This window comes from Mycobacterium sp. URHB0044, assembly GCF_000620625.1.
Classification (GTDB): Bacteria; Actinomycetota; Actinomycetes; order Mycobacteriales; family Mycobacteriaceae; genus Mycobacterium.
The window spans coordinates 17,024-42,987 of sequence record NZ_JIAW01000001.1; the positions used below are offsets into that span (position 1 = coordinate 17,024).

The window sequence follows — 25,964 nt, forward strand, 5'->3', positions numbered from 1 at the left end:
CTTGCGGTCAGGGGCAGGCGCGGCCAGTCGAGAAACGATCCGGGTCTACAGCTGAGTCCTGAGCTTGCTCAGCGTCCGCTCGAGAATCCTGGACACGTGCATCTGCGAGACGCCGATCCGTTCGGCGATCTGGCTCTGTGTCATCGAGCCGAAGAAACGCAGATACAGCACCGTCCGCTCACGCTCCGGTAGGGCCGCCAGCAGCGGCCGCACCGAGGCCATGTCGGTGATGTGGTCGTACTCGGGGTCGACGTCGCCGATGGTGTCCGCCAGCATCTGCGGCTTCCCGTCGCCGGTCGCCACGGGCGCGTCGATCGAGTGCACGTTGTACGACGCCGCCGCGACGAGGCTCTCGACCACCTCTTCGCGATCGAGGTCGAGCAGCTCCGACAACTCGCCCGCGGTCGGAGCGCGGCCGAGGGTCTGCGTCAAATGTGCCGTCGCCTTGGTGATCTGCCCGTGTCGATCCCTGAGGCGCCGTGGCACGTGCATCGACCAGCCATGGTCACGGAAGTACCGTCGAACCTCACCCATCATGGTGGGGACCGCGAAGGCGAGGAAGCTCGCGCTCTTGTCGGGATCGAACCGGTTGACGGCGTTGATCAGGCCGAGTCGGGCGACCTGCGTGAGGTCCTCGATGTTCTCGCCGCGCCGGTCATAGTGGCGCGCAACGTGATCGGCCAATGGTAGGCACCGCGTGATGATGCGTTCCCGCTGGCGCCCGTATTCGTGCGATTCGGCGGGCAGCGTCACGAGGACGTGGAACATCTCGACCACGTCGGCGTATTCGTCCGTGTGCTTGGTGGTCGGAACCGCTTCGGTCGGAACCGCCTCTGGTGCAGCCACTTCGGGTGCGATTGCTTCGAGCGTCACGGGCGTACCCCCGCGTCGAGTGATCCCCATTCGATGGTCGTCGTCCAGTAGTCGTCATGCATGCGTGGAACCCCCTCGGAGGTGCCCAGGATGCAGCGCCGCGTCGCAATGCGACGGCCCCAGCAGGGCGCGCTACATCGTCATCCGTCAATCGGACGGACCGGCAATCTGCCGTCGCCGCATATGCGAAGGGACCGTTTAGTAAGTCATGTGAGGAGCGGTGCCCGCTCGCCGTGCGGCGTTACGGCCGCTTTGCACTAAACGGCGGTGAGTCCGGGTGGACAACCGCTACCTTACCCTCTTTCTAGGAAGCCTGAAAGGCAGATTTCGGAATCTGCTGGTGGAGCGCTCCGGGCGGCTATCCGTACCGGTCTTGAATTCGATAGTGCCGCAGCGTCTTCCAAGGCGCTTCCACGGGTCTGCCCGCATTCGATGTTTGAACCTGCCCATACGGGGTACGTCGCACCACCTGGCGAAGCGATGCCGCGCGCCATTAGATTCAGCGTGATCGAAGCTCTTTGCCAGTTGGCCCACGCCCGGTATCAATGTCGAGATGAGCGCGACACCGCCCGCCGATTCCTGCCGTCGCTGACGCACTCCCCGTCCAGCATCAGCCCCGCCGCAGGAAGTCGCAGGAATAGTGTCGGTCTTCGTCGATATCACGCCCGATGAGTCGCAGGTCCTCTCGCCCGCAGAGCCCGCACCCGCCGAAGGTCGGTGGCGCGGCCGGCTGACCCGTGCGGCGCTGCCGCTGCTTTCGGTCGTCGTCTTCGGGATCGTCTGGCAGCTCGCCGCTGCCGCAGGCATCTGGAACCAGACCTTCGTGCCCTACCCGAGCACGGTGTGGCAGGCCTTCATCGACGTGTCGGCCACCCATGACGGGGTCCGCGGTTACGCGGGCTATCTGCTGTGGGAGCACCTCTACATGACGTTGCGACGCGTGCTGGTCGGCGTCGTCATCGGCGTCGGTCTCGGTGTCCTGCTCGGCCTGGTGATGGGGTCGATCGGCTGGGTGCGCAGTGTCCTCGAACCCTGGTTGACGTTCCTGCGCGCGCTGCCACCGCTGGCGTACTTCTTCCTGCTGGTGATCTGGCTCGGGATCGACGAGGCGCCGAAGATCACGCTGTTGGCGCTCGCGGCGCTTCCGCCCGCGGCAGTGGCGACGACGGCCGCCGTCGTCGCGGCACCGGTCGGACTGACCGAGGCGGCCCGCGCGCTCGGCGCCACCCGGGCACAGGTGATCCGCGACGTCGTCGTGCCCTCGGCGCTTCCCGAGACGTTCACCGGCATCCGCCTTGCGGTCGGCATGGCCTACTCGTCGGTGGTCGCCGCCGAACTGTTCAACGGCATCCCCGGAATCGGCGGATTGGTCAAGGACGCAAGCAATTACAACAACACCCCCGTCGTGCTCGTCGGCATCTTCGCCATCGGGTTCTCGGGTCTGATCATCGACGGTCTACTTCGCGCCGTGGAACGCCGCGCGGTCCCATGGAGAGGAAAGATTTGAGATTCAAGGCCCTAGTGGCGGCGGTTGCCGTCTCGGCGCTCGCGCTGTCCGGTTGCGCGGTGGACCACTCCGGGCAGGACTCCGCCAAGCCCACCCTCCGCCTCGGCTACCAGACGTTCCCCAGCGGCGACCTGATCGTCAAGAACAACAAGTGGCTCGAAGAGGCACTGCCCGACTACAACATCAAGTGGATCAAGTTCGACTCCGGCGCCGACATCAACACCGCGTTCATCGCCAAGGAACTCGACTTCGGTGCGCTCGGCTCCAGCCCGGTGGCCCGCGGGTTGTCTGCACCGCTGAACATCCCCTACAGCGTCGCGTTCGTGCTCGACGTCGCAGGCGACAACGAAGCACTGATCGCCCGAAACGGCACGGGCATCAACACGATTGCCGACCTCAAGGGCAAGCGGATCGCCACGCCGTTCGCGTCGACGGCGCATTACAGCCTGCTGGCCGCACTCGCGCAGAACAACTTGACGCCCAAGGACGTTTCGCTGATCGACCTGCAGCCGCAGGCGATCCTGGCGGCGTGGGATCGCGGCGACATCGACGCGGCCTACACCTGGCTGCCGACGCTGGACGATCTGCGCAAGACGGGCAAGGACTTGATCACCAGCCGCCAACTGGCCAAGGACGGCAAGCCGACGCTGGATCTCGCTGCGGTGTCCAACGAGTTCGCCGCCGCGCATCCCGACGTCGTCGACAAGTGGCGCCAGCAGGAAGCCCGCGCACTCACCACCATCAAGGACGACCCGGATGCCGCCGCCAAGGCGATCGCGGCCGAGATCGGCCTGGCCCCCGATGTCGTTGCGGGACAGCTCAAACAGGGCGTGTACCTGACACCCGAGCAGCTGACGTCGCCGGAGTGGCTGGGTACCGACGGTGCGGTCGGCAACATCGCCAAGAACCTGCAGTCCGCATCGGAGTTCCTGGCCCAGCAGAGCCAGATCCCCTCCGCCGCACCGCTGAAGACCTTCCAGGACGCGATCTACGTGAAGGGATTGCCAGGTGCGCTCGCCCAGTGACACCGCTACCGAGCCCGACACTCGCAGCGGCCTGCGGATCAAGAGCGTCTCGCACCGCTACGGCTCGGGCAAGGATCAAGTCACCGCACTCGGGCCCGTCGACATCACGGTCGACCCCGGCTCGTTCCTGGTGCTCGTGGGCGCCTCGGGCTGCGGCAAGAGCACGCTGCTTCGGCTCATCGCCGGATTCGAAACCCCAAGCGAGGGAACGGTTGCGGTGGAGGGGTCGCCTCCGACGCCCGGCGTGACGGCGGGTGTGGTCTTCCAGCAGCCGCGGCTGTTCCCGTGGCGCACCGTCGGCGGCAATGTCGAATTGGCGCTGAAGTACGCCAAGGTGCCACGGGAACGTCGCGCCGAGCGCCGCGATGAGTTGCTGGCACGCGTCGGTCTCGACGGCACCGCCGACCGGAAGATCTGGGAGATCAGCGGCGGTCAGCAGCAGCGCGTGGCGATCGCCCGAGCGCTGGCGGCCGAGACCCCGCTGTTCCTTCTCGACGAGCCGTTCGCCGCGCTGGACGCCCTGACCCGGGAACGGCTGCAGGAGGACGTCCGGCAGGTGAGCGCCGAGTCCGGTCGCACGACGGTGTTCGTCACGCACAGCGCGGACGAGGCGGCGTTCCTGGGCTCACGCATAGTGGTGCTGACCAGGCGGCCGGGTCAAGTGGCGTTGGACCTACCCGTCGACCTACCCCGCACGGGCGTCGACGCGGAGGAACTGCGGTTGTCGCCGGAGTACACCCGGTTGCGCGCAGAGGTGGGCCGGGCCGTCAGGGCGGCCGCAGCCTGATCGAGGCGTGGCCTGATTCAGGCCTAGACCGGCGGATACGCCGGTGGTGGGTAGACGCCGCGCAGCGCCCACGGGAACCAGTTGAAGAAGTATTCGATCTCGTCACTCGCGTCGTAATCCGGATTCGGATCCATCAGTACCTCCCAGCGAAGTGACGTTGATCGAAGTCTATCCCCAGGCACCCCGCGCTCGATACCCGATGGGACCGAATGCCTAGACTGGCCAACCAGTTGATTGGTACCCGGGCGGAGTCCCGGCCTGCATATAGTGAGTCGCCATGTCCACCGAGCCACAGTCCAACGGGTCGACCCGGCGCGAGGAGCTGCTTTCGGTAGCCACGAAGCTCTTCGCCGCGCGGGGATATCACGGCACCCGGATGGACGACGTGGCCGACGCCGTGGGCCTGAACAAGGCGACCGTGTACCACTACTACGCGAGCAAGTCGCTGATCCTCTACGACATCTACAAGAGTGCGGCCGACTTCACCGTCGACGCCCTGCACGACGACCCCACCGCGACCGCACGCGAGACGATTTACCACTTCACCCGCAGGCTGCTGGTCGGCATCGCCGGCAACATCGAGCGCGCCGCCGTGTACTTCCAAGAGGGCCCGTACATCACCGAGTGGTTCACCGAAGAGCAGGTCGCCTACATCCGCAAGGCGGAGACCACCGTCTACGAGCACGTCCGCGACGTCATCGACCGCGGCATCGCCAGCGGCGAGTTCTACGACTGCGACTCGCACGTCCTGGCCCTCGGCTACATCGGGATGACGCTGGGTTCCTACCGCTGGCTGCGGCCACACGGCAGGCGCACCGCCCCGGAGATCGCCGTCGAGTTCAGCACCGCACTGCTGCGCGGCCTGATCAAGGACGAGGTGGTCCGGATCGAGTCGCCACTCGGAGACACGCCGTCGACGGCTCAGGCCGCCCCACCCGCCTGAACCGCGGTGCTGCGGTCGGCGGTGCGGGAGTCGCGGCCGACGTCGAACCGGGCCCGATAGACCGCGGCGGCTTCCCTCAGCAGACGGTCACTGAGCCGCGCGATCGGCTGGACGTCGGTGACGAGCGGCTCGTGGTCGGGTCCGTGCCCCACCACCCGGCCCGACAGCAGCCAGGCGAACCGACCCTGGGCGTGACCCAGCTGGGCGTACTGCCGGATGCGCCGGGCGATCCAGTCACTGGCGGCCCTCGGCCACCACGGTTCCGGCGCGATCGCCGCCACCGACAGGCCCGGCATCAGCACGTGGGATTCGTAATCACAGCTCGCTGATTCGTCGCTGTCCTTCTCCGGTCCCTCGGAGTAGCGGAGGTAGACGTCGGGCACCCGCTCGATGAGCGCGGCCAGCTCGTCCAGCGTGTCGATCACGGGGAGCGGCGAGTTGACGGGGTCGGTGGTCACGGTCGCGATCTACCCTGGCGCCTCCCGTTGAAACGTGGAATTTGCTGCGCAGCGGGTAGTACCCAGGCCGGGTAGTACACAGACGACGACGAGCGGCAAGGGAGGCGAGCAATGACCGATCCACAGGAGTTTCCCGAAGACGATCCGCGGAACCACTCCACCAGGCTGAAGAACATGATGAGCGACGTGGTGACGCATGCCCGCGACGAGGTGGGGGCGATCGGAGATCCGAAGGGGCAGACCCTCTTCGAGACCACCGCCGAAGTGCTCACCGGGCTCATCACAGCGTTCGAGCGGTACGAACAGGACGTCGAGGACACCTGGCGCTGACCGCGGGGTATCCGCGCAGGAGCAGGATGGCCTGATGAAGTCCACCATCCTGTCGAGGCGCGACCTCGACTTCCTGCTGTACGAATGGCTGCGCGTCGACGAGCTGACCAAGAGGGAACGGTTCGCCGAGCACTCCCGCGAGACCTTCGACGGTGTGCTCGACCTGTGCGAGCAGTTGGCAACCCGGTACTTCGCGCCGCACAACAAGAAGAGCGACGCGCAGGAGCCGACGTTCGACGGCACCACGGTCACCGTCATCCCCGAGGTAAAGGAGGCGCTCGACGCGTTCGCGCATGCCGATCTGCTCGGCATGGCGGCCGACGAACGCCTCGGCGGAAGCCAGCTGCCGATGTCCGTGGCCCAGGCAGGTTTCGCGTGGATCTGTGCGGCCAACATCAGCACGTCGGGCTACCTCATGCTCACGATCGCCAATGCCAACCTGCTGGCGCAGTTCGGCAGCGTGGAGCAGGTCGACACCTTCGTCAAGCCGATGCTCGCGGGCCGGTTCACCGGGACGATGGCGCTGTCGGAGACCCAGGCGGGCTCGTCGCTGGCCGACATCACGACCCGCGCCGAACCGCGGGACGACGGCACCTACCGGCTGTTCGGTTCGAAGATGTGGATCTCGGGCGCCGAGCACGAGATGTCGGAGAACATCGTCAACCTGGTGCTCGCCAAGATCCCCGGCGGTCCGCCGGGCACGAAGGGCATCTCGCTGTTCGTCGTGCCGAAGTTCCTGGTCGACGCCGACGGGTCGGTTGGCGAGCGCAACGACGTCGCGCTGGCCGGGCTGAACCACAAGATGGGCCAGCGGGGCATCACCAACACCGTGCTCAACTTCGGTGACGGCACCTTCAGCCCCGGCGGGGAGTCGGGTGCGGTCGGATACCTCGTCGGCGAGCCGCACCGCGGGCTGGCCTACATGTTCAACATGATGAACGAGGCCCGCCTGGGCGTTGGCATGGGCGCCGTGTCGCTGGGCTACACCGGCTATCTCAAGTCCCTGCAATACGCGCGGGAACGCCCACAGGGCCGGCCGGTGACCGCGAAGGATCCGTCGGCGCCGCAGATCCCGATCGTCGAGCATCCCGACGTCAAGCGGATGCTGTTGGCGCAGAAGGCCTACGTCGAGGGCGGCATGGCGCTGGCCCTGTATTGCGCGCGGCTGATCGACGTGCAGCACTCGCCGGAGTCGGCCGAGGAAACCGAGTCCGCGACGCTGCTGCTCGACATCCTGACCCCGGTGGCCAAGAGCTGGCCCTCGCAGTGGTGTCTGGCGGCCAACGATCTGGCCATCCAGGTGCACGGGGGCTACGGCTACACCCGCGAGTACGACGTCGAGCAGCACTACCGGGACAACCGGCTCAACGCCATCCACGAGGGCACCCACGGTATCCAAAGCCTGGATCTGCTTGGCCGCAAGGTCACTCAGCGCGGCGGTGCCAGTCTCGCCGAGCTCGACAAGGCGGTGGCCCGCTCGGTGGCGGAGGCGACGGCGGCGGGTGGCGAGGTCGCCGAGCTGGCCGCGCGGTTGCGGACGTCGTGGGAACGGCTCGTCGCCGTCACGTCGGGGATGTTCGGCTCGGGTGACGTCGAAGCCGCGCTGGCCAACAGCGTGATCTACCTCGAGGCGTTCGGGCACGTCATGGTCGCGTGGATGTGGCTGGAGCAGTTCGCGGCCACCGCGGGACGGTCGGGGGACTTCTATGACGGCAAGCGGCAGGCAGCGCGCTTCTTCTTCACCTACGAATTGCCAAGGACCGCAGCGCAACTCGACCTGCTGGAAAGTCTGGACCGAACGACGCTTGAGATGCGCGACGACTGGTTCTAGCCAACCGCCGGGATCCATACAGAAAAAGCATCAAGCGATGCTGTAAAGGCGTTGGACAGGTATCGCAATCGCTCCTTACGTTGGTGACGGCGGCCACAGCCGCTGCAACCGCTACGCCAAACTCACACAGGAGTGAATTGCCATGGTGACCTTCGCCGGACTTCGCCGTCCCCGTGTCCTCGCGGTCGCCGCCGTCGCCGGCCTCGTCCTCACCGCCTGTGGCGGGGTCGAGACCAGCACGGGCGGTGGCTCCGGTGCGGGCTACCCGTCGGGCACGGTCGAGATGTACGTCGGCGCGTCTCCCGGCGGCTCCAGCGACCTCATCAGCCGCGCCATCTCGAAGGGCCTGAGCGACAAGCTCGGCGCATCGTTCCCCGTCATCAACCGGGAGGGCGCGAACGGCGCGCTTGCCGCAGCGGAGGTGGCCAAGGCCAAGCCGGACGGGTCCGTCATCGCCATCCAGAACGCGTCGCTGTTCGCCATCACGCCGCTGGCCGTCAGCCCCGACGAGGTCACGAAGATCGACGACTTCGACGTCGTCTACGGAGTGTCCCGCGACGACTACGTGCTGGTGACCAATCCCGCCAGCGGCTTCAAGTCGCTGGCCGACATCGAGAAGTCCCCCCGGGTGGTCCGGTATGGCACCACGGGCGTCGGCACCGGTGCCCAGCTGGCCGCCGCGCTGCTGTTCAAGTCGAGCGACGTGCAATCCCAGCCCGTCCCGTTCGACGGTGGCGCCCCCGCCCTGGCCGCGGTCTTGGGCAACCAGATCGACGTCGCCTCACTGCAGGTCGGCGAGGCGATCGAGAACATCCAGTCCGGCAAGCTCACTCCGCTGACCGTGTTCGGTCCCGAGCGCATCGAGTACCTGCCCGAGGTCCCGACCGCCAAGCAGCAGGGTCTCGACGTCGAGGTGGCGCAGTACCGGTTCATGACGGTGCCGAAGGGCACGCCGCAGGACGTCAAGGACAAGCTCGTCGAAGGCATGAAGGCGACGTTCGCGACCGAGGGCTACAAGGCGTTCAACAAGCAGAACAGCCTCACGCCCATGGAGGAGCCCGGCGATCAGGTGCTCGCCCAGCTGCAGACCGATCAGAAGCGGTATGCCGACCTCGTCAAGCAGTACGGCATCAACCTGCACAACGAGGGCTGACCCATGAAGGAATCGCCCGCCCACACCCACGACATCTTGGCCGAGATCGAGGCCGAGGTCGCCCACGAATTGGAGGAGGAGCGCCCGCCCGCGGGCGGGCCCGCCTATCAGACGGTTGGCGCGTTGGTGGGGCTCGCGATCGGCCTCGGTGGCGCGGTATTCGCATACGGCTACGGGCTCGGATCGCTGAACAAGCCCGGCCCCGGCCTGTGGCCGTTCATCGTCAGCGTGGTGATCGCCGCCTTGTCGGCGATCCTGCTGGTGGTCGGCCGCCGGCTGGGCGACAGCGAGGCGTTCACACGCAGCAGCGCGCTGCCGGTGATCGGCGCGATCACCTTCGTCGCGTTCGGACTGCTGCTGCCGGTGACCGGCTTCGAGATCCCCGCCCTCGCCCTCTGCGTGATCTGGTTGCGCTTCCTCGGCGGCGAGAGCTGGCGCAACACGCTCATCATCAGCGTGCTGACGACGGCGACCTTCTACCTCCTGTTCCTGTACGGGCTGCGGATTCCGCTTCCGCACCTGATCTCATTCTGAATCGACTCGAAAAGCCATGGATCTCAACGCATTTCTGGACGGTTTCGCGCTCGTCGTCGAGCCGAAGAACCTGCTCTACTGCCTGGTCGGCGTGCTGATCGGCATGGTCATCGGCGTGCTGCCCGGGCTGGGCCCGGCGGCCACCATCGCGATCCTGCTGCCGATCACCTACACCATCGACCCGGTGTCGGCGATCATCATGCTCGCAGGCATCTACTACGGCGCCCAGTACGGCGGCACCATCACCTCGGTACTGCTGCGCCTGCCCGGCGAGGCGTCGTCGGTGGTCACCGTCTTCGACGGCTTCGCCCTGGCGAAACAGGGCAAGGCGGGAACCGCCCTCGGCATCGCCGCGATCGGTTCCTTTGTCGGCGCGACCATTTCGATCATCGGGCTGACGTTGCTGGCCCCGGTGGTGGCGAGCATCGCCCTGGACTTCGGGCCGCCCGAGTACGCCGCCCTGGCGTTGCTCGGCGTGCTGCTCGTCGCCACGATCGGCAGCGGCAACAAGCTCAAGGCGCTGATCGCCGGGGCGGTCGGGCTGCTGCTGGCCACCGTGGGCCGCGACACCTTCAGCGGCGCTTCGCGTTTCACCTTCGAGAGCCTGCAACTCGCCGACGGCATCGACTTCGTCGTGGTGGCCATGGGCCTCTTCGGTGTCGGGGAGATCCTGTACAACCTCGAGCAGCGACACGGCAAGCGGCACGTTCCGGCCAAGGTGGGCAACGTGTGGCCGTCGCGCAAGGACCTGAAGCAGTCGTCGGGAGCCATCGGCCGCGGTTCGGTCATCGGCTTCCTGCTCGGAGTCCTGCCAGGTGGCGGCGCGGTCCTGTCGTCGATCGTGGCCTACGCCATGGAGAAGCGCCGGTCCAAGACGCCCGAGCGGTTCGGTCGTGGCGCCGTCGAGGGCGTCGCGGCCCCCGAGACCGCCAACAACGCGGCGGCCACGTCGTCGTTCATCCCGCTGCTGACGATCGGCCTGCCGGCCAACGCCACGATGGCAATGCTGTTCGGCGCGTTGCTTATTCTCGGCGTCTCGCCGGGACCGCAACTGGTCAACGAGCACCCGGACGTCTTCTGGGGCGTCATCAACTCGATGTACATCGGCAACCTGATGCTGCTGATCCTCAGCATCCCGCTGGTCGGTCTGTTCGTGCGGATTCTGCGGGTGCGTCCGGCGATCCTGGCGCCGATCACCGCGCTGATCACGATCCTCGGCGTCTACACGATCAACAACTCCGTCTTCGACATCTTCGTGATGATCGCGTTCGGCATCCTCGGTTACCTCATGAAGAAGGCCGGATTTGACCCTGGCCCAATGGTTTTGGCGTTCGTGCTGGGGTCCATCATCGAATCGAGTACGCGCAGGTCGCTGCTCATCTTCGGCGGCGATCCCACGGGCTTCTTCACCCGGCCGATCTCCGGAACCATCCTGGCCGTCTTCGTCGTCCTGGCGCTGCTGCCGGTGATCCGACACCTGCTCGCCCGCCGCAAGACCGAGTCCGCACCGTCAAGCACGGCCGACGTCGAGCCGCCTACGGGTGTTGCCGAGGTGGACTCGCATGGCGGCTCTGGCGGTGTCGACGTCACCGGCGGCGACGGCGGCCGCGACGTCGGCGTGCTCCCGCCGGACCCGGTCGACGTGCCCGGAGTCGGTGAGCGAGTAGGCGTCGCCGAGACGAGTTCGCGGCAACATGATCATCATCGGGCCGAGTGACTCGAGCAGGTCGAGATAGAAGCGGTTGCCGCTAGCGGCCGCGACGGCTCGATGGAACCGGAAGTCGGCCTCGACCGCCTCCTCCGGGGCGGCGGCGACGAACGCATCCATCGCCGCCTGCACCGCTTCGGCGCTGGCCGCATCCACCCGCGCCGCCGCGAGTGCTGCTGCCTCGCACTCGATCCCGATCCGGAAGTCGATCATGTCCAGTACGTCGTGGTGGGTCCGGATGGCCGCCGACTCGACGGTGAACGACGTCGACTCCGGCATTGCGAGCACGAACGAGCCTCGGCCCTGGAACGTCTCGACCATGCCCTCGGCCCGCAACCGCGTCACCGCCTCCCGCACGACGGTGCGGGAGACGCCGAACTCCTCGACGAGCTCGGTCTCCGATGGCAGTTTGTGGCCGGGCGGCAGGTCGCCGGCGAGGATCTTGTCCTTCACGCCGGCGACCACCCGCTGCGCGAGCGACGTCGTCATCGCCACATCATGGCCGACCGCCGAAGTCCGCGGACTCCTTGGTCAGCGCCCGCATCCGCTCGCTGAGGGTGAAGCCAAGGCCGGGCCGGTCGGGGACGAACATCCGGCCGCCGCGGATCTCGATGCGCTCCTCGAAGAGCGGATTGAGCCACTCGAAGTGCTCGACCCACGGCTCAGTGGGGTACGCCGCGGCCAGATGCAGGTGAATCTCCATCGCGTAGTGCGGCGCCAGTGCCAACCCGGCGTGGGAGGCGAGCGTCGCGAAGCGCAGGAACGGCGTGATGCCGCCGATCCGCGGTGCGTCCGGCTGCACGATTCCGCGGTAGCCGGCGTCGATCAGCGCCATGTGCTCGGGCACCGAGGTAAGCATCTCGCCGGTCGCGATCGGGGTGTCGAAGGCGCGGCTGAGGTCGGCATGGCCGTCGGCGTCCCACGCGTCGAGGGGCTCCTCGATCCACACCAGATCGAACGCCTCGAGCTCGCGGCACATCCGCCGCGCACGAGCGCGATCCCACTGCTGGTTGGCGTCGACCATGAGCGGCGTCTCGCCGAGATGCTCCCGCATCGCGGCCACCCGCTCGAGGTCGGTCTTCCAATCCGGTTGTCCCACTTTGATCTTGATGGCCCCGATGCCGGATTCGAGCGATGCCGTCGCCTTCTCCTTGATCTCGGCGATCGAGGCCTGCAGGAAGCCGCCGGACGTGTTGTAGACGCGGCACGAATCGCGGTGGGCGCCAATCAGTTTGGCCAGGGGCAGGTCGGCGCGGCGGGCCTTGAGGTCCCACAACGCGACGTCGAGCGCGGCGATCGCCTGCGTCGCGACGCCGGAGCGTCCGACCGACGCGCCTGCCCAGAGCAGGGACTGGTAGATGCGGTCGATGTCGGACGGGTCCTGTCCGATGGCGACGTCCGCGATCTCGGAGAGGTGGGTGTACTGAGCCGGTCCACCCGCGCGCTTGGAGTAGCTGAACCCCATGCCCTCGAGTCCCTGCTCGGTGGTGACTTCGACGAACAGCAGCACCGTCTCGGTCAGCGGTTTCTGCCGTCCCGTCAGCACTTTCGCGTCGGAGACGGGCGTCTCGAGCGGCAGTACGACGTGGGAGAGCTTGAGGTGGCGAATGCGGTCGGACATCGAGACTCCATGACTTGTATGACGGGTAGTTAACTCATCATACAAGTAATCGAGGTTAGGTGAAAGTGATGATCTGCCGGACGGCCTCTCCATCGGCGAGCTGGTCCATGCCGGCGTTGATCTCTTCTAGGTCGATCGTGGAGCTCACCAGCGACTCCACCGGAAGCCGGCCCGAGCGCCACAGCTCCACGAACCGCGGAATGTCCCTCGCCGGCACAGCGGAACCCAGGTAGCTCCCGATCAGCGACCTACCCTCGGCGACGAATCCCAACGGCGACACGCTGATTCGGGCGTCGGGCCGAGGCAGTCCGACGGTGACGGTCCGCCCGCCGGGCGCGGTCATGCCGATCGCGGTCTCCAGGGCCGACGGATGGCCGGCGGCTTCGATCACGACGGCGGCCTTCTCGTCACCGACCGCGTCCGGCGCGTACGCGGCATGCGCGCCCATGGCGAGCGCCCGGTCCAGCTTGTCGGGCACCTGGTCGACGGCGATCACGCGGACGTCGTCGTGCGCCAGTGCGGTGATCATCGCCGCCATGCCGACCCCGCCCATGCCGACCACCGCCACGGTGGAACCGGGCTTGGGCTGTCCGGCGTTGAGCACCGCGCCACCGCCCGTGAGCACGGCGCATCCCAGCAGCGACGCCACCACCGGCGGCACGTCTGCGTCGACGGGCACGATCGACCGGCGGTCGACGACGGCGTGAGTGGCGAACGCCGAGACGCCAAGGTGATGCAGTACCGGCGTGCCGTCACGGGTCAGGCGCGTGCCGCCGGCGAGCAGCGTGCCTGCGCCGTTGGCGGCACTGCCCGCCACGCACGGCGCGAGACCGTCGGTGGCGCAGGCACTGCAGTCGCCGCAGCGCGGCAGGAAGGTCATGACGACGCGCTGCCCGACGGCGACGTCGGTCACGTCGGCGCCCACCTGTTCGACGATGCCTGCCGCCTCGTGGCCGAGCAGCATCGGCACCGGCCGGACGCGGTTGCCGTCGACCACCGACAGGTCGGAGTGGCACAGTCCCGCAGCTTCGATGCGGACCAGCAGCTCGGTATCGCCCGGCGGTGCGAGGTCGAGGTCGGCGACCGTGATCGGTCGCGACTCGGCGTAGCGGCGGGGTGCGCCGATTCGTTCGAGGACGGCTCCGCGGATTCTCATGTCCACCAGCCTGCCTGAGAGACTCGGCTGCATGAGTAGTGATGAGCGGGCGCTCACCAGTCGCGACTTTCCGGTGCACTGGCCGGTGCTGACCCGCTGGACCGACAACGACATGTTCGGCCACCTCAACAACGCCGTCTACTACGAGTTGTTCGACACGGCGATCAACGCCTGGATCAACACCAGCGCCGACGTCGACCCCGTCACCGCGCCGTGGCTTGGCGTGGTCGCCGAGTCCGGCTGCCGCTTCTACGCCGAGCTGAAGTTCCCCGATCCGCTCGTCGTGGGGCTCGCCGTGACCCGGCTGGGAACCAGCAGCGTCACATACCGGTTGGCGATCTGGGAGACGGGCCCCAAGGACGCGGCCGCACCCGTTGCCGCCGTCGGCCACTGGGTGCATGTCTACGTCGACAGGTCGACCCGCAGACCGGTTCCCGTGCCCGCGCCCATCCGCTCGCTGCTGGAGCCAGCGGTCGTCGAGTAGGCCGCATGCGGCGGTCGATATGCTCGCCCGGTGCCGATCGTAAGCAAGACCGTCGAGGTTTCCGCCTCAGCCGAATCCATCATGGCGATCGTCGGGGACTTCGAGTCCTATCCGCAGTGGAACGAAGAGGTGAAGGGCGTCTGGGTGCTGGCGCGCTACGACGACGGCAGGCCCAGCCAGTTGCGCCTCGACGCGTCCGTGTCGGGTTTCGACATCACCTACATCCAGGCCGTCTACTACCCGGGCGAGAACCAGATCCAGACCGTGATGCAGCAGGGCGATCTCTTCTCGAAGCAGGAACAGCTCTTCTCCGTCGTCGCGATGGGCGAGACCACGCTGCTGACAGTGGACCTGGACGTCGAGACGACGATGCCGGTGCCCAAGCCGATGGTGAAGAAGATGGTCAACGACGCGCTGGAGCACCTCGCCGACAACCTGAAGGGTCGCGCCGAACAGCTCGCCTCGGGGCAAAACTCCGGCGCCTAAGAGCTCAGGTCCACAGCCCCAGCTCGTCGAGCCGCGCGGTGAGCCGTCGGGCGCCATCGGTGAACTGCGCGCTCGTCAGCCGGACCACCTCGTCGACGTCGTGGCGGCGCAGCGCGGCGATCAGCTGGCGCCGGGTGGCCACCGCCGTGCGGCCCCACTGCGGATCCTTGGCGAAGATGTCCGGCGGCAGATACCTGGCTGCGTGCAGCAGGAACCACGACAGCTTGGTGCGGCCCGACGACCGGTTGAACGCCCGGTGGTAGGCGAACTCGGCGTCGACCACCTCCACGGTGTCCTGCCGCTCGACGGCGTCGGCCACCGCCTCGGCGAGCCGCTCGAGTTCGTCGATCTCGGCGTCGGTGATGCGCTCGGCGGCCGATCTGGCGAGCTGGCTGGCGATGGCCGCCTGCAACCAGAAGATGTCCTCGATGTCGCCGCGGGTGAAGGGCGAGACCACGTGGCCGCGGTGCGGTTCGAGCTGAACCATGCCCTCACCGCGCAAGGTTCGTAGCGCCTCGCGCACCGGTGTGATGCTGACCCCGAGTTCGGCCGCCGTGTCGTCGAGCCGGATGAACGTGCCGGGCCGCAGGGTGCCGGACATGATGCCTGCGCGCAGATACGCGGCCACCTCGTCCGACAGCTGTCCGCGCCGAACCCGCGGTGTGGTGGGTGCGTTCACGGCGTCGTGATCCCCGTCGTCGGTACCTGTGCCGCGGGCTTGTCCCACGGCCGCCGAGGCCATAGTGTGACCGGGGCAACACCATGTTTGATCAAATATCAACGCCGCGCAACCTGCGCCCGTGACATCAGGGAGCATCAGCCGTTGACCGCACTGCCTGCAGGTTCTGCGCAGCCCGTCGAACAGCCCTACCTGGCCCGGCGACAGAACTGGACCAACCAGCTGGCCCGCCACGCGTTGATGCAGCCCGAGGCGACGGCGCTGCGGTTCCTCGGCAACACCACCACGTGGGGCGAGCTGGATCGCCGGGTGACCGCGCTGGCCGGCGCCCTGGCCCGGCGCGGCGTCGGCTTCGGCGACCGGGTGCTGATCCTGATGCTCAACCGCACCGAGTTCATCGAGACGTTCCTGGCGGCCAACCTCATCGGTGCCATCGCGGTGCCGGTCAACTTCAGGATGACGCCACCCGAGATCGCCTTCCTCGTCGGTGACTGCGAGGCCCGCGTGGTCGTCACCGAACCGGTGCTCGCCGCCGTGGCAACGGCGGTCCGCGATCTCGATCCGACGCTGGCCACCGTCATCGTCGCCGGCGGCGCGACCGACGACGGTCTACTGGGCTACGACGACCTGCTCGGCGAGGAGGGTGACCCGCCGCCACCGGTGGACATCCCCAACGACTCGCCTGCGCTGATCATGTACACGTCGGGGACTACTGGCCGCCCCAAGGGCGCGGTGCTCACCCACAACAACATCGCCGGGCAGGCGATGACCAACCTCTTCACGATCGCCCCCGACATCAACGGCGACGTCGGCTTCGTCGGCGTTCCGCTGTTCCACATCGCCGGCATCGGAAACATGATCAGCGGCCTGCTGCTCGGCCTGCCGACCGTGCTCTATCCACTCGGCGCGTTCGACCCTGGAGCGTTGCTGGACGTGCTCGAGGCCGAGGGCGTATCCGCGATCTTCCTGGTACCTGCCCAATGGCAGGCGGTGTGTGCCGCGCAGAAGGCCAATCCGCGAACACTCCGCTTGCGCGTGCTGTCCTGGGGTGCGGCGCCTGCGTCCGACACCGTGCTGCGCGACATGGCCGAGACGTTCCCCGGCACCCAGATCTTCGCCGCCTTCGGTCAGACCGAGATGTCGCCGGTGACCTGCATGTTGCTCAGCCAGGACGCCATCAGGAAGCTCGGATCGGTCGGCAAGGTCATCCCGACGGTTGCCGCACGGGTGGTCGACGAGGACATGAACGACGTGCCGGTCGGCCAGGTCGGCGAAATCGTTTACCGCGCACCGACTTTGATGGCTGGTTACTGGAACAACCCCAAGGCCACCGCCGAGGCGTTCGCGGGCGGCTGGTTCCACTCCGGCGATCTTGTCCGCCAGGACGACGAGGGTTACGTCTGGGTGGTCGACCGCAAGAAGGACATGATCATCTCCGGCGGTGAGAACATCTACTGCGCCGAGGTGGAGAACGTCCTCGCCGGCCACCCCGCGATCGCGGAGGTGGCGGTGATCGGCCGGCCCGACGAGAAGTGGGGCGAGATCCCGGTGGCCGTCGTCGCCCTTGGCGCGGCCGGAGCGGGAAAACTGAGCCTGAACGACCTCGGCGAGTTCCTCACCGAACGGCTCGCGCGGTACAAGCATCCGAAGGTGCTCGAGGTCGTCGACGCACTGCCCCGCAACCCCGCCGGCAAAGTGTTGAAGACGGAACTGAGGACGCGCTTCGGCGCAGCGACTTCCGTTGACGCCGGCGAAAGTTCTTCTGCGTCAACGGTTTCTGCCAGCACGGCGACAGGCTGACCAGGGAAAATGGGTTTGCTAACGGTTGGACCGCCAATCCTGCGGATGCGTCGCCTCGCCCCGAATGGATCGGGTACAGTCCTGTGGTCCGACTTACTACCCACCAGTAGGGAGACCCGGATCACGCGTACGGAGCAGTGGCAAGGAGGGTGCGTGCGACAGGTTCAGCCGTTGCGCCGCAGTGACCGTGGCTGGCTCGTCGAGCCGCCGCGTAAGCCAGTCCGCGCAAGCGCTGCTCCAGCGCAGCAACCCGGGAAGCAGTCACCGTGACGTCGCAAAACCCCGGCCTGTTCGACTACGTGCGCGACCAGGTCCGGCCAGGGTTCGAAGCCGTCGGTGGCTTCGTCAAGATGTGCGTGCTCACCGGAAAGGCGTTGTTCCGGCGGCCGTTCCAGTGGCGAGAGTTCATCCTCCAGGGCTGGTTCCTGATGAGGGTCGCGTTCCTGCCCACCATCGCCGTGGCGATTCCGCTGACCGTCCTCATCATCTTCACGCTCAACATCCTGCTCGCGGAGTTCGGCGCCGCCGACATCTCTGGGGCCGGCGCGGCCCTCGGTGCGGTCACCCAGCTCGGTCCTCTGGTAACGGTGCTCGTGGTTGCTGGAGCCGGGTCCACCGCCATCTGTGCCGACATCGGAGCCAGGACCATCCGCGAGGAGATCGACGCCCTCGAAGTACTCGGCATCGACCCGATCCACCGGCTCGTCGTTCCCCGCGTGGTCGCATCCACCTTCGTCGCGCTGCTTCTCAACGGCGCGGTCATCACCATCGGCCTGGTCGGCGGCTTCGTCTTCGGCGTCTACGTCCAGAACATCTCCGCGGGCGCCTACGTGTCAACGCTGACGTTGGTCACCGGCCTACCCGAGGTGCTCATCTCGATCGTCAAGGCATTGACCTTCGGCTTGATCGCCGGGCTGGTCGGCTGCTACCGCGGCCTGACCGTCTCCGGTGGCGCCAAGGGCGTCGGCACCGCCGTCAACGAGACCCTGGTGCTCTGCGTCATCGCGCTGTTCGCGGTGAACGTCGTGATGACGACCATCGGCGTCCGGTTCGGAACGGGGCGCTGACATGTCGACGTCTGCCGTCCTGCGCTCCCGCTTCCCAAGGGCCACCGCCAGCGGGGAGCGGCTCGCCGGTACACCCGCCCGGTTCCTCGACAGCGTGGGCCACGTCGCGTGGTTCATCGTCACCGCCGTCGGCTCCATCGGTCACGCCCTGCGCTTCTACCGCAGGGAGATGCTGCGGCTGATCGCCGAGATCGGCATGGGCACCGGCGCCATGGCCGTGATCGGTGGCACCGTCGCGATCGTCGGCTTCGTCACCCTCTCGGGTGGCTCGCTGATCGCCATCCAGGGCTTCGCCTCGCTGGGCAACATCGGCGTCGAGGCGTTCACCGGATTCTTCGCCGCGCTGGTCAACGTGCGTATCGCCGCACCGGTCGTCGCCGGCCAGGCACTTGCCGCCACCGTCGGCGCCGGCGCGACGGCCGAGTTGGGCGCCATGCGCATCAGCGAGGAGATCGACGCCCTCGAGGTCATGGGCATCAAGTCGATCTCGTACCTGGTGTCCACCCGCCTGATGGCGGGCTTCGTGGTGATCATCCCGCTCTACGCGATGGCGATCATCATGTCGTTCCTGTCGGCACAGATCACCACGACGCTGTTCTACGGCCAGTCGACGGGCACCTACGAGCACTACTTCCGGACGTTCCTGCGCCCCGACGACGTGGCGTGGTCGTTCGTGCAGGCGATCATCATCTCCGTCATCGTCATGCTGAACCACTGCTACTACGGCTTCTACGCCAGCGGCGGTCCGGTCGGCGTCGGCGAGGCCGTCGGCCGGTCGATGCGCGCATCGCTGATCGCGATCGTCCTGGTGGTCCTGTTCGCTTCGTTGGCGCTCTACGGCACCAATGCAAACTTCAACCTGACGGTGTAGCCGATGACCCGCCCAGGCCAAGTGCAGTCGCCGGTCAACTCACCCAAGACCCCGCCGTTCAAGCTCGCGGGGCTGGTTCTGCTGCTCGTCACGGCCGGCGTCACGGCGCTGGTGTGGATCCAGTTTCGGGGCGGCTTCGCCGAGCCCGACCGGCTGACGCTGATCTCGTCGCGGTCGGGTCTGTCGATGGACCCGGGTTCGAAGGTCACCTACAACGGCGTCGAGATCGGCAGGGTCGCCAGCATCGACGCGGTCGACGTCGGTGACCAGGTCAAGGCCAAGGTGATCCTCGACGTCGACAAGAAGTTCGTCCATCTGATCCCGCAGAACGTGGACGCCCAGATCAAGGCGACGACGGTGTTCGGCAACAAGTACGTGGCGTTCTCGTCGCCGAAGAACCCTGCGGCGCAACGGATCACGACCAATGACGTCATCGACGTCTCCGGGGTGACCACGGAATTCAACACGCTGTTCGAGACCGTGGTGTCGGTCGCCGAGAAGGTTGACCCCGTCAAGCTGAACCAGACTCTGACCGCCACCGCGCAGGCCCTCGACGGGCTGGGTGAGCGGTTCGGCCAGTCGATCGAGAACGGCAACACGATCCTGGCCGACGTCAACCCGCAGATGCCGCGCATCCGTCAGGACAACCAGAGGCTGGCCGACCTCGCCGACGTCTATGCGAACGCCTCGCCCGACCTGTTCGACGCGTTGGAGCACGCGGTCACCACGGCGCGCACGCTCAACGAACAACAGGGCAACATCGACGCCGCCCTGATGGCGTCGGTCGGCTTCGGCAACACCGGTGGCGAGGTCTTCGAGAAGAGCGGCCCGTACCTCGTTCGCGGCGCCGCCGACCTGGTCCCGACCACGGCCCTGCTCGACGAGTACAGCCCTGAGCTGTTCTGCACCATCCGCAACTACCACGACGTCGAGCCCAAGATCGCCTCCTCGCTCGGCGGCAACGGCTACTCCCTGCGCACCCACTCCGAGGTGCTCGGTGCGGGCAACCCGTACGTCTACCCCGACAACCTGCCGCGGGTGAACGCCAAGGGTGGACCCGAGGGCAGGCCGGGGTGCTGGCAGCCCGTCACGCGTGACCTCTGGCCGCAGCCCTACCTGGTGATGGACACCGGCGCCAGCATCGCTCCTTACAACCACCTCGGCCTCGGCCAGCCCATCGCCATCGAATACGTCTGGGGACGCCAAATCGGGGAGAACACGATCAACCCATGAGGATTACCGGAACAGCGATCAAGCTCGGCGCCTTCGCCCTGGTGCTGCTCATGTTCACTGCGATCATCATCGTGGTGTTCGGCCAGCTGCGGTTCGACCGCACCACGTCGTATTCGGCGGTGTTCCACAATGCCAGCGGTCTGCGGGCCGGACAGTTCGTCCGGGCCTCCGGAGTCGAGGTCGGCAAGGTCGAGGACGTCAAGCTCATCGAGGGCGGCACGGCGGTCAAGGTGAACTTCGCCGTCGACCGGGACCTGCCGCTGTTCCAGGGCACCACCGCGTCGGTCCGCTACCTCAACCTGATCGGTGACCGGTACCTCGAACTCAAGCGCGGCGACGATCAGAAGCGGCTGCCCGCCGGCGGAACGATTCCCATCGAGCACACCCAACCCGCACTCGACCTGGACGCCCTGATCGGCGGCTTCCGGCCGCTGTTCCGGGCGCTGGACCCGGACAAGGTCAACAACATCGCCCAGTCGATCATCACGATCTTCCAGGGCCAGGGCGGCACCATCAACGACATCCTGGACCAGACCGCGCAGCTGACGTCGGCGTTGGCGGATCGCGACCAGGCCATCGGCGAGGTGGTGAAGAACCTCAACACCGTGCTGGACACGACGGTCAGGCATCAGCAGCAGTTCGACGAAACCGTGCAGAACTTCGAGAAGCTCATCACGGGGTTGAAGAACCGCGCCGATCCGATCGCGACGTCCGTCGCCGACATCAGCGATGCCGCGGGTTCGGTGGCCGACCTGCTCGGCGAGAACCGTCCGCTACTGCAGAAGACCATCACCCAGCTCGAGGTGATCCAGCAGCCGCTGATCGATCAGAAGGATCAGCTCAACGACATCCTCGTCAGGCTGCCAACGGCGTTGAAGATCATCGGGCGCGCGGGCGGCGTCTACGGCGACTTCTTCAACTTCTACGCATGCGACGTCACGCTCAAGCTCAACGGCTTGCAGCCCGGCGGTCCCGTCCGCACGGTCAAGGTGTGGTCGCAGCCCTCCGGAAGGTGCACGCCGCAATGAGAACGTTGGAAGGATCGGGCCGGATCCGCAACGGCATGATGGGCATCCTCGTCCTGGTGCTCGTGATCGGCGTTGGGCAGAGCTTCGCCAGCGTGCCGATGATCTTTGCGACGCCGAAGTTCTACGCGCAGTTCACCGACACCGGCGGGCTCAATCCCGGGGACAAGGTGCGCATCGCGGGTGTCGACGTCGGCCAGGTCAGCAGCATGGAGATCGAGGGCGACAAGGTGGTCATCGGGTACACACTCGGCGGTACCAAGATCGGCACCGAGAGCCGTGCCAACATCCGTACCGACACGATCCTTGGTCGCAAGAACCTCGAGATCGAGCCGCGCGGCTCGAAGACGTTGGGCGCCAACGGGGTTCTGCCGCTGGGCCAGACCACCACGCCCTACCAGATCTACGACGCGTTCTTCGACCTCACCAAGGCGGCATCCGGCTGGGACACCAACACGGTCAAGGAGTCCCTGAACGTGTTGTCGGAGACCATCTCTCAGACGTCGCCGCACTTGAGCGCCGCGCTGGACGGTGTCGCCCGCTTCTCCGACACGATCGGCAAGCGCGACGAGGACATCAAGAAGCTGCTCGCCAACGCCAACAAGATCGCGGGTGTGCTCGGGAGCCGCAGCGAGCAGATCAACTCCCTGCTGGTCAATGCGCAGACGCTGTTGGCCGCCGTCAACGAGCGCACGTATGCGGTCAGCCAGCTGCTGGAACGCGTCGGGCAGTTCTCCCAGCAGGTCCGCGGTTTCATCGACGACAACCCGAACCTGAACCACGTGCTCAACCAGCTGAGCACCATCAGCGACATCCTGGTGGCGCGCAAGTACGACCTGATCGACGTGCTGTCGACGCTGAGCAAGTTCACCGCATCGCTGGCCGAGGCGCTGGCCTCCGGCCCCTACTTCAAGGTCATGCTGGTCAACCTGGTGCCCTACTGGATTCTGCAGCCATGGGTCGACGCCGCCTTCAAGAAGCGTGGCATCGATCCCGAGGAGTTCTGGCGCAACTCCGGCCTTCCGGCGTTCCGGTTCCCAGATCCGAACGGCCAGCGCTTCCCGAACGGTGCGCCGCCCGCTGCCCCGACGCCGCTGGAGGGCACCCCCGAGCATCCCGGGCCCGCCGTCGTCGCGGGTTCACCGTGCTCGTACACGCCACCCGCCGACGGTCTGCCCACCTCGGCCAACCCGCTGCCGTGTGCCGGCCTCGACGCCGGTCCGTTCGGCAACAACCCGTACGGCAGCAACTACGGTCCCCCAGACGTGCAAAGCCTTCCGCCGAATCCCGCTGCGGCGGTACCGGCGCCGGGCGTGCCCAGTGCCGCGTTCCCGGGTGAGCTGCCCTCGTTCGTCCCGGGCATTCCACCGCCACCGTTCGCTCCAGGGCCGCCCGGTGCCAGGACCGTTCCTGCCACGCCGGGCCCGTCCGATCCGTACATCGCGCCCGGATCGCTGCAGGGTGACGGCACCTCGCCGTTGCCGCCCGCACTGACCGGTCCGCCCCCACCGCCGGGGCCGGGTCCGCAACTGCCGCCTGCCGATTCGCCGCCGCTGCCAGGCAACCCGCCGTTCCTTCCACCCGGATCACAGGGATAGGGGCGAGATGTCGACCATCTTCAACGTCCGCAACTTGCGGCTACCGGCGATGAGCCGCGCCTCGGTGATCGTCGGGACGATCGTGGTGATCCTGGGACTGGTCGCCGCGTTCGTCAGCTGGCAGCTGTACAAGAAGCTGACCACCAACACCGTCGTCGCCTACTTCCCCGAGACCCTGGCGCTGTATCCGGGCGACAAGGTTCAGATCATGGGCGTGCGGGTCGGCAGCATCGACTCCATCGAGCCCGCCGGCGACAAGATGAAGGTGACCTTCACCTACCAGTCGAAGTACAAGGTGCCTGCCAACGTCACGGCGTCGGTGCTGAACCCGAGCCTCGTCGCGTCGCGCACCATCCAGCTGGCGCCGCCCTACACCGGCGGCCCCGAACTGGAGGACGACGCCGTCATCCCGATCGACCGCACCCAGATCCCGGTCGAGTACGACGAGCTGCGCGACTCGATCAACCGGATCCTCACCGACCTCGGTCCGACGCCGCAGCAGCCGAAGGGTCCGTTCGGTGACGTCATCGAGTCCTTCGCCGACGGTCTCGCCGGCAAGGGCAAGGAGATCAACACCACGCTCAACAGCCTGTCCGAGGCGCTGACCACGCTCAACCAGGGCCGCGGCGACTTCTTCGGCGTGGTGAAGAGCCTGGCGCTGTTCGTCAACGCGCTCTACAAGAGTGACCAGCAGTTCGTCGCGCTCAACGACGACCTCGCGCAGTTCACCAACTCGTTCACCAACACCGACCGCGAAGTGGCGACGGCGCTGAAGGATCTCGATCAGCTGCTGACCACCACACGGGGCTTCCTCGATCAGAACTCCCAGGTGCTGACCAAGGACGTGAACAACCTCGCCGAGGTGACGAACGCGATCCTGCAGCCCGAGCCGCGTGACGGCCTCGAGACCGGCCTGCACGTGTTCCCCAACCTGGCCGCCAACATCGTCAACATCTCGTCGCCCAACGCGGGTGGCATCGTCGGCCTCCCGGTGATCAACAACTTCGCCAACCCAATGCAGTTCCTGTGCAGCTCGATTCAGGCAGGTAGCCGGCTGGGTTATCAGGACTCCGCGGAGCTTTGCGCGCAATACCTGGCGCCGATCCTGGACGCGATCAAGTTCAACTACCTGCCGTTCGGCCTGAACCAGATCAGCACGGCGATGACGCTGCCGAAGCAGGTCGCGTACTCCGAGCCGCGCCTGCAGCCGCCCCCCGGCTACAAGGACACCACCGTGCCGGGCATCTGGTCGCGCGACACGTTGTTCTCGTTCGGCAACCACGAGCCTGGCTGGGTCGTCGCACCAGGCATGCAAGGTGTCGACGTGCAGCCGTTCACCCAGAACATGCTGACGCCGGAATCGTTGTCGGAGTTGATGGGTGGGCCCGACGCTCCGATCCCGCCCGCGCCGCCCACCTTCGGAGGACCACACCAGTCCGGCCCGCCCGACGCGTACAACGAAAGCAGCCCGCTGCCTCCGCCGTGGTACCCGCAGCCGGGACCGCCTCCGGCACCCGCGCCTGGCGTCATCGCCGGGGATCCGTTGGGCGCCATCGCACCTCCGGCCGCGGGACCGGCACCGGCGCCCGCACCTCCTGGGCCACCGCTGCCAGCTGAAGTGGGGGCCGGGTAATGATGAGCATCAACACGAGCCGCTCGGGCATCGGACGTCTGGCGAAGCGCGCGACCGCAGTGGTCATGCTCGCGGTCGTGCTGACGTCGTGCGGTTGGAAGGGCATCGCGAACGTCCCGCTGCCCGGCGGTCCGGGTACCGGCGCCGACAAGATGACGATCTACGTGCAGATGCCGGATACGTTGGCGCTCAACGTGAACAGCCGCGTGCGCGTCGCCGACGTCTTCGTCGGCAGCGTGCGCGCGATCGAGTTGAAGAACTGGGTCGCGACGTTGACGCTGGACATCCAGCCCGACGTGAAGCTGCCCGCCAACACCCTGGCGAAGATCGGCCAGACCTCGCTGCTGGGTTCGCAGCACGTGCAGCTGGATCCGCCGCCGAACCCGTCGGGTCAGTTGAAGAGCGGGGACACCATTCCGCTGCAGAACTCGTCGGCCTTCCCCACGACGGAGCGGGTGCTGGCCAGCATCGGCACCATCCTCACCGGGGGCGGCATCCCGAACCTGGAGACCATCCAGACCGAGATCAACAACATCCTGTCCGGCCGGGGCGATCAGATCCGCGAGTTCCTGGGCCGGTTGGACACCTTCACCGCGGAGTTGAACGCCCAACGGCAGGACATCACGCGGGCGATCGATTCCACCAACAGGCTGCTGTCGATCGTCGCGCAGCGCAACGACACCCTGGATCGGGTGCTCACCGAGTTCCCGCCGCTGATCCAGCACTTCGCCGACACGCGCGACCTGTTCGCCGACGCGGTCACCGCGCTGGGTCGGGTCAGCAAGGCGACGGATGATGCGCTGTCACAAGCGAATCCGGACATCCACACCAACCTGCAGAACCTGCAGCGCCCGCTCGTCCAATTGGGCAAGTCCGCGCCGTACCTGATTGGTGCGCTGAAGCTGCTCTTCACGGCGCCGTTCAGCATCGAGAACGTGCCGAAGGTGGTCCGCGGTGACTACATCAACGTTTCGCTGAACGTGGATCTGACGCTGTCGGCGGTCGACAACGGGATCCTGTCGGGAACCGGCGTGTCGGGCATGCTGCGTGCACTCGAGCAGGCCTGGGGCCGGGATCCGGAGACGATGATCCCGGATGTCCGGTTCACGCCGAACCCGCACAACGCGCCCAACGGACCGCTGGTCGAGAGGGGTGAGTGAGC

General features: G+C 67.0%; 25 protein-coding genes and 1 pseudogene. 19 read left to right on the forward strand and 7 right to left on the reverse strand.

What is annotated here, in order from left to right; genetic code table 11:
• Positions 1-45: 45 nt before the first annotated feature.
• Positions 46-846, reverse strand: coding sequence for a SigB/SigF/SigG family RNA polymerase sigma factor (locus tag N536_RS0100095; protein ID WP_036435112.1), 801 nt, complete (start codon positions 844-846; stop codon positions 46-48).
• Positions 847-1,513: 667 nt separating this feature from the next.
• Between N536_RS0100095 and N536_RS0100100 the strand changes: the two genes are divergently transcribed.
• The 3 genes from N536_RS0100100 to N536_RS0100110 are packed head-to-tail and all read left to right on the forward strand — an operon-like array spanning position 1,514 to position 4,192.
• Positions 1,514-2,380 (forward strand): ABC transporter permease, encoded by an 867-nt coding sequence (locus N536_RS0100100; protein WP_029111744.1) that lies wholly within the window; start codon positions 1,514-1,516, stop codon positions 2,378-2,380.
• A complete protein-coding gene (locus N536_RS0100105) occupies positions 2,377-3,405 on the forward strand; it encodes a glycine betaine ABC transporter substrate-binding protein (protein WP_029111745.1) in 1,029 nt (342 codons plus the stop codon). Before N536_RS0100100 ends, N536_RS0100105 begins: the two co-directional genes overlap by 4 nt.
• Positions 3,389-4,192 (forward strand): ABC transporter ATP-binding protein, encoded by an 804-nt coding sequence (locus N536_RS0100110; protein WP_029111746.1) that lies wholly within the window; start codon positions 3,389-3,391, stop codon positions 4,190-4,192. The genes N536_RS0100105 and N536_RS0100110 overlap by 17 nt, the downstream gene beginning before the upstream one ends.
• A gap of 23 nt (positions 4,193-4,215) precedes the next feature.
• Here the strand turns inward: N536_RS0100110 and N536_RS42790 are convergent, their stop codons facing one another.
• Positions 4,216-4,329 carry a hypothetical protein gene (locus N536_RS42790; protein WP_369798370.1) on the reverse strand — a complete coding sequence of 38 codons (114 nt, stop codon included), beginning with the start codon at positions 4,327-4,329 and terminating at the stop codon, positions 4,216-4,218.
• A 140-nt stretch (positions 4,330-4,469) separates the two neighbouring features.
• On the opposite strand from N536_RS42790, the gene N536_RS0100120 reads away from it, so the two are divergent.
• Positions 4,470-5,135 carry a TetR/AcrR family transcriptional regulator gene (locus N536_RS0100120; RefSeq protein ID WP_029111747.1) on the forward strand — a complete coding sequence of 222 codons (666 nt, stop codon included), beginning with the start codon at positions 4,470-4,472 and terminating at the stop codon, positions 5,133-5,135.
• Here N536_RS0100120 and N536_RS36945 read toward each other — a convergent pair.
• Positions 5,114-5,593: a DUF6098 family protein gene (locus tag N536_RS36945; protein WP_036434857.1), complete on the reverse strand. Its 480-nt coding sequence runs from the start codon at positions 5,591-5,593 to the stop codon at positions 5,114-5,116. The two genes, N536_RS0100120 and N536_RS36945, sit on opposite strands and share 22 nt — an antisense overlap.
• Before the next feature lie 111 nt (positions 5,594-5,704).
• On the opposite strand from N536_RS36945, the gene N536_RS0100130 reads away from it, so the two are divergent.
• The 5 genes from N536_RS0100130 (at position 5,705) to N536_RS42795 (ending at position 11,158) form a co-directional block, all read left to right on the forward strand.
• Positions 5,705-5,923, forward strand: a complete 219-nt coding sequence (locus N536_RS0100130) for a hypothetical protein (RefSeq protein WP_029111748.1) — start codon at positions 5,705-5,707, stop codon at positions 5,921-5,923.
• 34 nt (positions 5,924-5,957) lie between these two features.
• Positions 5,958-7,754, forward strand: a complete 1,797-nt coding sequence (locus N536_RS0100135; RefSeq protein ID WP_029111749.1) for an acyl-CoA dehydrogenase — start codon at positions 5,958-5,960, stop codon at positions 7,752-7,754.
• Between the two features lie 142 nt (positions 7,755-7,896).
• Positions 7,897-8,907 (forward strand): tripartite tricarboxylate transporter substrate binding protein, encoded by a 1,011-nt coding sequence (locus N536_RS0100140; RefSeq protein WP_029111750.1) that lies wholly within the window; start codon positions 7,897-7,899, stop codon positions 8,905-8,907.
• A gap of 3 nt (positions 8,908-8,910) precedes the next feature.
• Positions 8,911-9,441, forward strand: a complete 531-nt coding sequence (locus N536_RS0100145; protein ID WP_081808977.1) for a tripartite tricarboxylate transporter TctB family protein — start codon at positions 8,911-8,913, stop codon at positions 9,439-9,441.
• 16 nt (positions 9,442-9,457) lie between these two features.
• Complete coding sequence (locus N536_RS42795; RefSeq protein WP_029111752.1) at positions 9,458-11,158, forward strand: tripartite tricarboxylate transporter permease; 1,701 nt, start codon at positions 9,458-9,460, stop codon at positions 11,156-11,158.
• Here N536_RS42795 and N536_RS41140 read toward each other — a convergent pair.
• From N536_RS41140 to N536_RS0100165, 3 genes and pseudogenes are all read right to left on the reverse strand, one after another.
• Positions 11,048-11,638: pseudogene (locus N536_RS41140) on the reverse strand (FadR/GntR family transcriptional regulator); the annotation flags it as partial. The gene N536_RS42795 and the pseudogene N536_RS41140 overlap by 111 nt on opposite strands.
• A 7-nt stretch (positions 11,639-11,645) precedes the next feature.
• On the reverse strand, positions 11,646-12,770 hold the full coding sequence (locus tag N536_RS0100160) for a mandelate racemase/muconate lactonizing enzyme family protein (protein ID WP_029111754.1): 1,125 nt from the start codon (positions 12,768-12,770) through the stop codon (positions 11,646-11,648).
• A 55-nt stretch (positions 12,771-12,825) separates the two neighbouring features.
• Positions 12,826-13,926 (reverse strand): alcohol dehydrogenase catalytic domain-containing protein, encoded by a 1,101-nt coding sequence (locus N536_RS0100165; protein WP_029111755.1) that lies wholly within the window; start codon positions 13,924-13,926, stop codon positions 12,826-12,828.
• Between the two features lie 31 nt (positions 13,927-13,957).
• On the opposite strand from N536_RS0100165, the gene N536_RS0100170 reads away from it, so the two are divergent.
• Positions 13,958-14,410: a thioesterase family protein gene (locus tag N536_RS0100170; RefSeq protein WP_029111756.1), complete on the forward strand. Its 453-nt coding sequence runs from the start codon at positions 13,958-13,960 to the stop codon at positions 14,408-14,410.
• A gap of 30 nt (positions 14,411-14,440) precedes the next feature.
• Positions 14,441-14,896 (forward strand): SRPBCC family protein, encoded by a 456-nt coding sequence (locus N536_RS0100175; protein WP_029111757.1) that lies wholly within the window; start codon positions 14,441-14,443, stop codon positions 14,894-14,896.
• A gap of 4 nt (positions 14,897-14,900) precedes the next feature.
• Here the strand turns inward: N536_RS0100175 and N536_RS0100180 are convergent, their stop codons facing one another.
• Positions 14,901-15,575 (reverse strand): GntR family transcriptional regulator, encoded by a 675-nt coding sequence (locus N536_RS0100180; protein WP_029111758.1) that lies wholly within the window; start codon positions 15,573-15,575, stop codon positions 14,901-14,903.
• A gap of 144 nt (positions 15,576-15,719) precedes the next feature.
• On the opposite strand from N536_RS0100180, the gene fadD5 reads away from it, so the two are divergent.
• The 8 genes from fadD5 (at position 15,720) to N536_RS0100220 (ending at position 25,962) form a co-directional block, all read left to right on the forward strand.
• Positions 15,720-17,375, forward strand: a complete 1,656-nt coding sequence (gene fadD5 / locus N536_RS0100185) for a fatty-acid--CoA ligase FadD5 (RefSeq protein WP_029111759.1) — start codon at positions 15,720-15,722, stop codon at positions 17,373-17,375.
• 350 nt (positions 17,376-17,725) lie between these two features.
• Positions 17,726-18,442: an MlaE family ABC transporter permease gene (locus N536_RS0100190; protein WP_369798371.1), complete on the forward strand. Its 717-nt coding sequence runs from the start codon at positions 17,726-17,728 to the stop codon at positions 18,440-18,442.
• Between the two features lies 1 nt (position 18,443).
• Positions 18,444-19,313: an ABC transporter permease gene (locus N536_RS0100195; protein ID WP_029111761.1), complete on the forward strand. Its 870-nt coding sequence runs from the start codon at positions 18,444-18,446 to the stop codon at positions 19,311-19,313.
• A gap of 3 nt (positions 19,314-19,316) precedes the next feature.
• Positions 19,317-20,546: an MCE family protein gene (locus tag N536_RS0100200; protein WP_029111762.1), complete on the forward strand. Its 1,230-nt coding sequence runs from the start codon at positions 19,317-19,319 to the stop codon at positions 20,544-20,546.
• Complete coding sequence (locus tag N536_RS0100205; RefSeq protein ID WP_029111763.1) at positions 20,543-21,574, forward strand: virulence factor Mce family protein; 1,032 nt, start codon at positions 20,543-20,545, stop codon at positions 21,572-21,574. The genes N536_RS0100200 and N536_RS0100205 overlap by 4 nt, the downstream gene beginning before the upstream one ends.
• Positions 21,571-23,169, forward strand: a complete 1,599-nt coding sequence (locus N536_RS0100210) for a virulence factor Mce family protein (RefSeq protein WP_029111764.1) — start codon at positions 21,571-21,573, stop codon at positions 23,167-23,169. Before N536_RS0100205 ends, N536_RS0100210 begins: the two co-directional genes overlap by 4 nt.
• Before the next feature lie 7 nt (positions 23,170-23,176).
• Positions 23,177-24,802: a virulence factor Mce family protein gene (locus tag N536_RS0100215; protein ID WP_029111765.1), complete on the forward strand. Its 1,626-nt coding sequence runs from the start codon at positions 23,177-23,179 to the stop codon at positions 24,800-24,802.
• A 65-nt stretch (positions 24,803-24,867) separates the two neighbouring features.
• Positions 24,868-25,962 carry a virulence factor Mce family protein gene (locus N536_RS0100220; RefSeq protein WP_369798372.1) on the forward strand — a complete coding sequence of 365 codons (1,095 nt, stop codon included), beginning with the start codon at positions 24,868-24,870 and terminating at the stop codon, positions 25,960-25,962.
• The last annotated feature ends 2 nt before the right edge of the window (positions 25,963-25,964 follow it).